Here is an 11431-nt window from a genome sequence, read left to right as displayed (position 1 = left end):
AAGCACACCGTTTTTTTGTATGCTATTAAATGAAAAACGGCACAACATCAAGTCCTGTCGTTTGCGGTAAGCCAAACTGAACGTTCATATTTTGAATTGCTTGGCCTGCTGCCCCCTTGACTAAATTGTCAATGACAGCAACTATTGTAGCGCGTTTTGTACGACTATCAACCTTTACAAAAATATCGCAGTAGTTCGAGCCCCTTACACGATTCGTCGCAAGACTATTCACATCTGTTATAATTCGCACAAATGGATGCTTTTCGTATGTAGCTCGTAAACAAGCGACCAATTGACTCTCTGTTACATCTGGCATCATAGGTGCATATGCTGTCGTTAAAATACCACGCGTCATAGGCACTAAATGTGTATTAAAGGAAATCGCTGTATCCACACCCGCAAACATGGAGATGGCCTGTTCAATCTCTGGAATATGTTGATGTGTATTTGTTTTATAGATGGAGAAGCTTTCATTAACTTCACTAAAATGGGTCGTCTGTGATGGCTTATTACCAGCACCTGAAATACCACTCTTTGCATCAATTACTAGAAAGTTTGAATCTATCAATTTTTCTTTTAATAATGGTAAAAGTGAAAGCAAGACTGCTGTTGGATAGCATCCTGGATTTGCAATGAGAGAAGCATTTTTCACATTGTCTGCATTCCATTCTGTTAAACCATAAACACTTTGCTGAATGATTTCTGGCGGTGCAGCTTTTTTACCGTACCACGCTTCATAGCTTGCTGGATCTTTTAACCGGTAGTCACCTGACAAGTCAATTAACTTTGGACCTTTTCCTACCAATGGCGGTAATAGCTCACTTGTCACGCCAGAAGGGGTACTCGTAAAGACAACATCAAATTTCTCTAATGTCTCATCATCAATTTTTTGCAATGGCGTATCAGCTATATTAACTAAATGTCCAAACTTTGAAGAAAATACAACACCTTCTTCTGAGGATGTAAATAAATCAATGTGCTCCACTGCCTGATGATTATGTAAAAAACGAATTAGTTCCAAACCGCCATATCCTGTTGCGCCAACAATTCCTACTTTCACTGCACTCACCTCTGAAATAAGTTAAAAACAGTATACGTCTGTATATTTATTAAGTCAAATGAATTTTTATTTATTTATAGTATTTTCTTAATACTCTGTCAAAAAAGTATTATATTCCTACTCGCTATCACATATTCAGAAAAAAGAAGGCGGGAACTCCTTCGCTAACCGAATGAATTCCCGCCTTATCTTTATGCATCTTTCGAATAAAGATCACTGATGCTTCAGTGTCAGCACGTCCAAATGCTGAATTGTGCACTACTAAACTATTAATCTTCCATTGTGGAAAGATCTCCTGTTGGTAAATCTAGCTCCCATGCTTTTAACACACGGCGCATAATTTTACCGCTACGAGTTTTTGGAAGCTTTTCTTTAAATTCAATTTCACGCGGTGCTGCATGAGCCGACAGACCTTTCTTTACAAAATCACGAATATTGTCAATCAGAGCATCAGACGGCTCAATACCCTCACGTAAAGATACGAACGCCTTAATAATTTCTCCACGTACTGGGTCCGGCTTACCGATAACACCTGCTTCGATTATGTCTGGATGCTCAAGCAGTTTACTTTCCACCTCAAACGGTCCAACACGTTCTCCAGCTGTCATAATAACATCATCTACGCGTCCCTGGAACCAGAAGTAACCTTCATCATCCATATAAGCAGAATCTCCAGATACATACCACTCACCTTTCAAGAAGTATGATTCATAACGCTCTGGATTACCCCAAATTTGACGCATCATGGCTGGCCAACCCCGACGCACCGCCAAGTTCCCCATTGTGAATGGTGGAACTTCCTCACCCGCATCATCCACAATTGCGGCGTGTACACCTGGTAATGGTTTTCCCATTGAACCTGGCTTGATATCCATACTTGGGTAATTACAGATCATATGTGCGCCTGTTTCAGTCATCCACCATGTATCATGAATACGGTGCCCTAATTCCTCGTAACCCCAGCGAATAACCTCAGGATTCAAAGGTTCTCCTACTGATAATACGTGTCGGAGGGATGACAAATCATAGTTTTCTAGCACGCCACTACCTGCACCCATTAACATACGGAAAGCTGTTGGTGCACTATACCACACTGTTACACTATAATCCTCAATTGCCTGATACCAAGCCTGTGGTGAGAATCTTCCGCCTACAATCAACATTGTGATACCATTTAACCACGGCCCGAAAATACCATAAGATGTACCTGTTACCCAACCTGGATCAGCCGTACACCAGTAAATATCATCCTCACGTAAATCAAGCACCCATTGTGTCGATTGATACTGTTGGAGCATTGCATTATGTACATGCAATACGCCTTTCGGTGCACCGGTTGATCCAGATGTATAATGTAATATCATACCATCCTCACGGTCTACCCATTCTATATCAAACTGAGAAGGAGCCTCTTTCAAGCGTTTATTGAAATCTAAAATTTGTGTCGTTTCATCAATGTCAGTACCCACTAAAAATACGTGCTGCAAATTTGGTAACTTAGCTAAAGGTACACGTTCAAGCAACTCTGGCGTTGTTACTAATACTTTCGCATCGCTATCAGAAAGTCGATCATATACCGCTCCTTCCATAAACGCTTCGAAAAGTGGTCCAACTATCACACCCATTTTTAATGCGCCTAATAATGTGAAATACAGCTCTGGCGAACGTGGCATAAAAATAAATAAGCGATCGCCTTTTTCTAGACTTGTCGCAGATTTTAATACATTCGCAGCCTTGTTCGTTAACTTTTTCATTTCATTGAAAGAATATGCCTCTTTACGCTTACCATCATTGTAATAAAGAGCTACTTTGTTCTTACGAATTGTTTCCGTATGACGATCAATTGCCTCATAAGCCATATTCACTTGGCCTGTTTCAAACCAACTAAATGCCTTTTCTGTCTCTGCCCAATCATGTGTTGCTGCTACATCCTCATAATCAGGCAAATTATACTGCAGTGGTAAAGCTTTTAATTTCTCCATCGTTTTCATCCCCATGAAATTACCCCTTTCTTTGCTTTCGCTTTAGTACATTAGTAAGCAAATTTCAAATCGATTGCGCATCGATATTCCCCCTTAAAATTCGCCACCTTCTCCAAAGAAAAATACGTTATGTAGCAATTGTTATAGAACAGTTTATGCAATAAAAATTGATTGAATGCTTATTAAACAGCATTTATCTGTTAAATAACAGTTGCAATATAAATCTATTTTACACGAATTTACTATAAATGTCTCAATATTTTTATTTTTCCGAAAACGTAGTTATAATTTACAAAAATAAGCGTTTTTACGCGAGAAATCAGCTATAATGGAATTATTAAACTCAGGTGGTGTATCTATGGAACATAAAAAAACTTTTTTTTCTGTTACTAAGGAAACAAAGCATGGTACTGTGTATGTGGAAGGACCTGTTCCTCCAGAAAAATTAGCTACATATTCATTCCACGAAGGCTTGGTTGCCTTTAGACCTCCAAAGCAACAACAGCAAGCCATAATTGAAATTGCAGGACTCCCTGAAGGACGAATTATTATAATTCGTAAAGAAAATATTATTGTAGGTTATGTTACCTATCTATACCCCGATCCACTTGAACGTTGGGCTGAAGACCGAATTGATAATATGATTGAGCTAGGGGCTATCGAAGTAATCCCAGCCTACCGTGGAACAGGTACTGGTAAAACACTGTTGGCCGTGTCTTTTATGGGGGATGAAATGGAAGATTATCTTGTTATTACAACTGAATACTATTGGCATTGGGATTTAAAAGGAACTGGTTTAAATGTATGGGATTATCGCAAAATGATGGAGCGCATGATGAGCTCCGCTGGCTTTGAATATTTTGCGACAGATGACCCTGAAATCACATCACATCCTGCTAACTGCCTGATGGCACGTGAGGGGAAACGCGTGCCACCCGAAACAATGGAAAGATTTGATCGACTTCGTTTTAGAAATCGCTTCATGTATTAAAACCACACAAAGGGGATGAGTATATGATCGTAGAAGAGATTATGAATGAACAGCCGTACACATTGGCTCCAACAAATACTGTGCTAGAAGCATTAAAATTGATGCGGGACAAAAAAGTCCGTCATATACCTGTCGTAGATGAGGAGCGTCATGTTCTAGGCGTTATCACGGAGCGAGATATTAAAGAGGCATTACCTTCCTCATTGCGTGATGAACCCAATTCACCAGTTTTTAATGCTGCTGTCGAAGGAATCATGGTGAAAAATCCACTTGTAGGCCACCCGCTTGATTTTGTCGAAGAAGTTGCGCTCACTTTTTATGAATCTAAGGTAGGTTGTTTACCAATTGTGTCAGGTGGAAAATTAGTCGGCATCGTGACAACAACTGATTTGCTCTATACATATATTGAGCTGACTGGTGCCACTGAACCAGGTTCTAAAATTGAAATACGGGTATCTGATACACCGGGTATCTTGTTTGAAATCACGAAAATTTTCAATGCACATCATGCAAATGTCCAAAGCGTCTTGGTTTACCCTGATTCTGAAAATACCCTCAATAAAATATTAAGTGTCCGAGTAAAAACACTAAATCCGTTAGCTATAATTGAAGACCTTCGTAAAGAGGGCTTCGATGTCTTATGGCCAAATTTACCAGGTGTTTCTTTATAATGAAAAAGGCCGTATTTGTTTATTCGCCAGAGCAACTCGGATATAAATTTTCAGATACACATCCTTTCAATCATAAACGTTTGACGCTAACAATGGATTTACTAAAAAATATCAGTGCGCTCAATGATATAGATATTGTTCCAGCACGTGTTGCAACGGAAGAGGAACTCTTACTTGCACACGATCCTAAATACATTGACATCGTAAAAAAAGCAGGACATGGTGAGCTAACCGAGGCACAAGGAAAAAGCTATGGCATCGGCACAGAGGATACGCCTATTTTTAAAAATATGCATGAAGCAAGTGCTCAGCTTGTCGGCGGGACATTAACAGCTGTGGATTATGTCATGGAAGGAAAGTCTGAGCATGCCCTAAACCTCGGTGGCGGGCTACATCATGGTTTCCGTGGACGCGCTTCGGGTTTTTGTATTTACAATGATAGTACAGTGGCTATTCGTTATTTGCAGGAGAAATACAAGGCACGTGTGCTGTATGTAGATACCGACGCCCATCACGGAGACGGCGTGCAATGGAGCTTTTATGAGGACCCTGATGTTTGTACTTTATCTATACATGAAACAGGGCGCTATTTATTCCCGGGGACAGGCAATATCACAGAACGTGGCAATGGCCAAGGTTATGGTACTTCATTTAATTTTCCAATTGATGCCTTTACTGAAGATGAAAGTTTCCTAGATATATATGAAAAGGCTATGCGAGAAGTCTTTGAGTTTTTTAAACCAGATGTTGTCTTAACTCAAAATGGGGCGGATGCACATTATTTTGATCCCTTGACACATTTATATGGCACTATGAATATATATAAAGAAATTCCTAAGCTTGCACATAAATTAGCGCACGAATATTGTGGAGGAAAATGGATTGCAGTCGGTGGTGGTGGATACGATATTTGGCGCGTTGTTCCAAGAGCATGGTCTATGCTATGGTTGGAAATGACCGATCAAGAAATGCCAACAGGTGCTCTACCTCAAGCTTGGTTAGACCGCTGGCAACCAGAAGCACCTGTGCCCTTTATACCAACATGGGAGGATCCAAATCCTCTCTATGAGCCAATCCCACGAAAGGCCGAAATTGAAGAAAAGAATGCACAAATGTTAGACAAAGCGTTACATATTATACGCATGGAAAAACGGGTTTAAAAAAGTAAAGCCTCATTAATCATGAGGCTTTTTTAATTAGCGGTGAATGACTTCTATCCGTCACTTTCACAGTTCTATCCACTAACTTATTTACTTTTTACAGATTGTCGCTGTTCAATGCGATACGGTAAAATAACTTTCTCATTTTCAACAGGCTCTTTGCTCATTAATTTTGTTAGTAGACGCATGGCTACAGCGCCGATATCATATAGGGGCAATGCTACACTAGTTAGTTGTGGACGTACCATACGTGCTAGCTTAGAGTTTTCAAAACTGATGACCTCGATATCATCTGGCACACTTTTACCTGCATCCTGTGCACCGTGAATCAATCCAATTGCCAGTTCGTCGCTACCTGCAAAATAGGCTGTTGGAGGATTATCAAGTGAAGACAGTGTTTCCCAAGCCTCTATTCCTGTGTCATAGTTAGATTCCTCTGCAACAATAAGTGATTCATCTATAGTTAAACCTGCATCTTGGAGTGCTTTTTTATAAGCTTCAAGCTTGAATTTACTATTAATCGTATAAGTAAGTGGTCCTGTTACAAAGCCAATTCTTGTATGGCCATTTTCAATCAGTAATGTAATTGCCTCATTGGCCGCCTGGAAATAATCAATATTCACCGTTGCGATTGTTTGCGATTCATCCACCGAACCTGCAAGTACAATCGGCACAGGTGAATGATCCATCGACTGTCGCATTTTTTCAGTGACCTCATCGCTCATCATCACGATACCGTCCACTTGTTTACCCAGCATTGTATCCAGTAGTTGTAACTCTTTATCTTCATTTTGGTCTGAATTGGCTAAAATGATATTGTACCGATACATAGTTGCAATATCCTCCACACCTCGTGCAAGTTCCGCGTAAACATTGTTTGCAATATCCGGGATAATCACGCCAACTGTTGTTGTTTTCTTACTTGCTAAACCTCGCGCTACTGCGTTCGGACGATATTCTAATCGTTCAATTACTTCTAAAACTTTTTTTCGTGTTGCCGGTTTTACATTTTGGTTACCGTTGACTACACGAGAAACTGTTGCCATGGAAACATTCGCTTCACGGGCAACATCATAAATTGTAACAGTCATCGTACGTGCCTCCCTTTTTTCCTTATATAGCCTTATCATACGATAATTTTCATATCATTTTCAAGAACTAGTAAGTGTATGTATTGAAAAGCCAAGTACAAATAGTACTATTATAGACATTATTTTGTCACCAAAGAATACTTTTGTACTTTTATTCAAGAAATGCTTACAATCTGCTACAAATTGCTAATCATTCATTATACAAAATTTCTTTTTGATAGAGTAAAACTTCAAACAGCGAGGGTTCTCTATCCTCAGTGTTTGTTAGTGAACCAATCTGGCTTTTACGGTCAGTTGCTCCGCCAGCCTTATAAGTGCCATGCTTATCATTCAACTTGCGTTGGGCTTCTTACTCGTCGTTAATACGGTATAAAAAAAACCGTTTGTCAAAAATGACAAACGGTTTTTAACTTTAAAAATTATGCATGAATCTCATGATTCTTCATGAACTTTTGTAACGTATCGTAGAATGCATCGAATGTCGGAATATCCATTTGTTGTTGTGAATCAGAAAGTGCTACAGATGGATCTGGATGCACCTCTGCCATTACGCCGTCTGCGCCGATAGCAATTGCTGCCTTCGCACATGGTAATAGTAAATCACGTCGACCAGTTGAATGCGTAACATCTACAAATACCGGTAAATGTGTTTCTTGTTTTAAAATTGGAACGGCTGAGATATCTAATGTATTACGTGTTGCTTTTTCATACGTACGAATACCACGTTCACAAAGGATGATGTTTTCATTCCCTTTAGACATAATGTACTCTGCAGCATGAATGAACTCATCAATCGTTGCCGCTAAACCACGTTTTAAAAGGACAGGCTTGTTCGTAGCACCCGCAGCTTTTAATAATTCGAAGTTTTGCATATTACGCGCTCCAATTTGGATAACGTCAATATATTCTAGTGCTTCTTCTAAATGACCTGGTGTGACAATTTCAGTAATTACACCTAAACCATACTCTTCAGATACACGTTTTAATATTTTAAGACCTTCTAAGCCAAGACCTTGGAAGTCATATGGAGAAGTACGCGGTTTATATGCACCACCGCGAATAAGTTTTTCGCCCTTAGCCTTAATAGACTCTGCTACAGCTGCTACTTGTTCATATGATTCAACAGCACAAGGACCGAATACAAAAGATGGTTTTCCTTGGCCAATTAGTTCACCGTTAATATTTATAATTGTATCTGCTGATTTTTTCTTACGAGATACCAGTAATTCTTTCTTTTTATCTGCTTCTAATTGTTTTAGTGCTGTTTTGAAGATTTGTTTAAAAATATAATCAACCGTCATTTGGTTTAATGGTCCGTTGTTATGTTCTTTAATCAGATCAAGCATGTGTCGTTCACGCAGTGGATCATAACGATTCACACCTTGTTTTTCTTTAATTTTACCGATTTCATCTACTACTGCTGCACGTTCGTTAATTAGACGAAGAATTTCTAAGTTTAAACCGTCAATTTGACTACGTAAGCTTTCTAAATCTTTCTGGCTCATGCTTCTTGCTCCTCTCCCATGACAGACACTTTCAGAACTCTGAAATGTATGTTACATTTTTAGATATTAGCATTATTATAATCAATGTTGTTCAGAATGTCACGCATTTTTAATTTAGCGCTTCAACTCGCTAAATTATTTTGAGATATATCAAGGAAGGAAGCGATTACATTGAGTTCAAAATTATTTGCGCTTGATATCGGTACACGTTCTGTTGTCGGCATTATTTTAGTAGAAGATAATGATCATTTTCACGTACAGGATATTTTAGTAAAAGAGCATAAAGAGCGCGCCATGGTGGATGGTCAAATACATAATGTCATGTATGTGGCAGATTTAATCAATGAAATTAAACATGAGCTTGAAGAACAGCATGGCCCTTTAACAAAGGTCAGTGTAGCAGCTGCAGGTCGCTCATTAAAGACCGAACAAGCGAGTGTGACAATTAGTATACGCAATCGGCCTATTTTTACAGAAGAAGATATTAGCCGTTTAGAATTACAAGCCGTTCAACAGGCACAACAGCAACTTTTACAGCAGAAAGAGGATGCAAAAACGAGCCACTATTACTGTGTAGGCTATTCTGTCCTTTATTATCGACTAGACGGTGAGGAAATCGGTAGTCTGCTTGATCAACAAGGAGATGAAGCTCAAATTGAAGTGATTGCTACTTTTCTGCCACGCGTAGTCGTAGAATCACTTATTGCAGCTCTAAAGCGTGCTAATTTAGAAATGGAAGCACTCACATTAGAACCGATTGCTGCTATCAATGTACTCATCCCGCCCACAATGCGTCGCCTTAATGTTGCGCTCGTCGATATTGGCGCAGGTACATCTGATATTGCGATTACTGATAAAAGTACAGTTGTGGCCTATGGGATGGTGCCAACAGCAGGTGATGAAATTACGGAAGCGCTTAGTGACCACTATTTACTCGACTTTCCAGTAGCAGAAACGGCGAAGCGTCAACTGCAAACTGAGGACGAAATCCTAATTCAAGACATTTTAGGTTTTGATCAATATTTTGCGAAAGCCGAAGTATTAAAAGCCATTGAACCTGCTGTAAAACAACTGGCACAGGCAATTGGGGAAGAAATCTTACGTCTCAACAATCGGACTGCTCCTAAGGCTGTCATGCTAGTAGGTGGCGGGAGTTTAACTCCGGATCTTACAACAGAACTTGGACTTGTGCTCGATTTGCCTACAAATCGTATTGCAGTACGTGGCGTTGACGCCATCCAAAACTTAACAAAAGAAGAACATATTAAGCCTTCACCTGAACTAGTGACACCTATTGGGATTGCCATCGCCGCAAAAAAAATGCCTATCCAATATATGAGCTTAACTGTTAATGAACAAGTTGTAAGGTTATTTGAATTAAAGGAAATGACAGTTGGAGACGCATTTTTAGCGGCCAACATTCGTGCCAAACAATTGTATGGCAAGCCCGGTCATGGTTTATCGGTGAGCGTCAATGGACAGGATATTTTCATCCCAGGTGGCCACGGACAACCAGCACAAATTTTAGTCAATGGTCAACAGGCCTCAACTAAAACCACTATTAAAACAGGCGATGCCATCCACTTGATAGAAGGTCAGGACGGTCAAACAGCAAAAGCTACAGTTAGAGATATTGTGGATGATGCAGCTATTAAAACCGTAACTATACATACCACTGAGTATGTGATTGAACCAAAAATTACGGTCAATGGTGCACTTGCTTCACTGGATACTTTGTTAAACGATCGTGATGTTATTGCCTTCGAGATAGCTGAAACAGTTGAGGATGTATTTAACTTTACAAATAATCAGGATTTACTAAAGCGGTTTGAATCTTATTATATTCATGTAGATGGTAAGCCCTTATATTTACCTGAGTATTCTTCCCAGTTATTAATTAACGGCAAGCCCTGCAAGTTGTCGTACGCAGTCCAAAACGAAGATATAATTCAATTTCAGCAACAAGCATTACCAACTGTTCAACATATTGCTGATCAGATGAATATTTTACTCGAGGATAAAATTATTATTCACTTCCAAAATGAAGTTTTAGAGCTAAATAAAAATGCTCATGAAGTGTTCGTCAATCAGGCTGTCGTACCACCGCTTTCTACCGTACCAAATGGAGCGACCATTTCATTTAAAGAAAAAGATCAAAGTCGATGGATTTATCAGGATGTGTTTCGTTTCTCTAGCTGGCAACTCCCTACTACATTTAAGGGAAACTTTACGATACTACGAAACGGTCAGCCCGCAAGTTTTGACACGGAAATATTCGGTGGCGATAAATTAGAAATTTTACTGGAAGAAGCGCACCTATCATTGTAATAAAAAAAAAGGATACAGAACGTCTTTGATATGACGTATTGTATCCCTTTTCGTTAGTTTTTACGCACGAACTTCTTCTGCTTTGTCTTCAGTAGCCTGCTCTACAGCGTCCTCTGCCTTTGCGTCTGTTTTATCGGTAAAGTCTTCAAGTGGTTCTTCGCCCTCAAATGAAACAGTACCATCGTCAAAAACAGTTGGCGCTTTTGCAGTTTTCAATGTTTTCACTTTTTCTACCAATTGTGTAGATTGCTCTTGAATTTGTTTTGATAATTGTACAGTTTTATCTTTTGCCGTTAATGATAAATCTGCACTCTTGTCTTTTAAGTTAACAGCTTGTACTGCCACATCACTACGTAAATCTTTCCCTGGTTTCGGAGCTAGTAATAAGCCTGCAGCTGCCCCTACAATACCTCCAACTAATGCGCCAATGACAAAATCTTTCATGTTCACACGCTCCTCTTCATAGATTGATTCTTGTGAATGATAAAGCTGTGGCAATGAACTTTCTAATTGTTGTTCTTTCACTTCATTAAAATTCGGCTTTTGAGTTGTCATGCTACTATTCCTCCCCATTTATCTAATTCGCCTTGGCGTATTTATGCCAGTAACTTTTGTGTCCGGCAAATAAACATACGCGTGAGGC

Annotated in this window: 9 protein-coding genes; 4 read left to right on the top strand and 5 right to left on the bottom strand. The window is 39.4% G+C overall.

The genetic code is table 11. From position 1 onward, the window contains the following. Positions 1-25: 25 nt before the first annotated feature. The gene (argC, locus tag C9J35_RS02950; RefSeq protein WP_201262033.1) at positions 26-1060 is read right to left on the bottom strand and encodes an N-acetyl-gamma-glutamyl-phosphate reductase; all 1035 of its coding nucleotides are present in this window, start codon (positions 1058-1060) and stop codon (positions 26-28) included. A gap of 269 nt (positions 1061-1329) precedes the next feature. Beyond that, on the bottom strand, positions 1330-3057 hold the full coding sequence (gene acsA, locus C9J35_RS02945; protein ID WP_420798448.1) for an acetate--CoA ligase: 1728 nt from the start codon (positions 3055-3057) through the stop codon (positions 1330-1332). A 343-nt stretch (positions 3058-3400) separates the two neighbouring features. Here acsA and C9J35_RS02940 point away from each other — a divergent pair, with 343 nt between their 5' ends. From C9J35_RS02940 to C9J35_RS02930, 3 genes are read left to right on the top strand one after another with little or no spacing between them, the layout of a single operon-like run. Then, the gene (locus C9J35_RS02940) at positions 3401-4033 is read left to right on the top strand and encodes a GNAT family N-acetyltransferase (RefSeq protein ID WP_107923370.1); all 633 of its coding nucleotides are present in this window, start codon (positions 3401-3403) and stop codon (positions 4031-4033) included. A 23-nt stretch (positions 4034-4056) separates the two neighbouring features. Beyond that, positions 4057-4704, top strand: a complete 648-nt coding sequence (locus tag C9J35_RS02935) for an acetoin utilization AcuB family protein (RefSeq protein ID WP_107923369.1) — start codon at positions 4057-4059, stop codon at positions 4702-4704. Continuing rightward, positions 4704-5864 (top strand): acetoin utilization protein AcuC, encoded by a 1161-nt coding sequence (locus C9J35_RS02930; RefSeq protein ID WP_107923368.1) that lies wholly within the window; start codon positions 4704-4706, stop codon positions 5862-5864. Before C9J35_RS02935 ends, C9J35_RS02930 begins: the two co-directional genes overlap by 1 nt. A gap of 86 nt (positions 5865-5950) precedes the next feature. On the opposite strand, the gene ccpA is transcribed toward C9J35_RS02930, so the two are convergent. Then, positions 5951-6955, bottom strand: a complete 1005-nt coding sequence (ccpA, locus tag C9J35_RS02925; protein WP_107923367.1) for a catabolite control protein A — start codon at positions 6953-6955, stop codon at positions 5951-5953. 419 nt (positions 6956-7374) lie between these two features. Next, on the bottom strand, positions 7375-8460 hold the full coding sequence (locus C9J35_RS02920) for a bifunctional 3-deoxy-7-phosphoheptulonate synthase/chorismate mutase (RefSeq protein ID WP_054767247.1): 1086 nt from the start codon (positions 8458-8460) through the stop codon (positions 7375-7377). A 171-nt stretch (positions 8461-8631) separates the two neighbouring features. Here C9J35_RS02920 and C9J35_RS02915 point away from each other — a divergent pair, with 171 nt between their 5' ends. Then, positions 8632-10788 (top strand): cell division protein FtsA, encoded by a 2157-nt coding sequence (locus C9J35_RS02915; protein WP_107923366.1) that lies wholly within the window; start codon positions 8632-8634, stop codon positions 10786-10788. A gap of 60 nt (positions 10789-10848) precedes the next feature. Here C9J35_RS02915 and C9J35_RS02910 read toward each other — a convergent pair whose 3' ends face one another. After that, positions 10849-11343 carry a YtxH domain-containing protein gene (locus C9J35_RS02910; protein WP_054767246.1) on the bottom strand — a complete coding sequence of 165 codons (495 nt, stop codon included), beginning with the start codon at positions 11341-11343 and terminating at the stop codon, positions 10849-10851. Positions 11344-11431 lie beyond the last annotated feature (88 nt).

The organism is Lysinibacillus parviboronicapiens (assembly GCF_003049575.1).
GTDB lineage: Bacteria > Bacillota > Bacilli > Bacillales_A > Planococcaceae > Lysinibacillus > Lysinibacillus parviboronicapiens.
The sequence above is the reverse complement of the archived record's forward strand: the minus strand, read 5'-3'. Positions and strand labels throughout refer to the sequence as shown.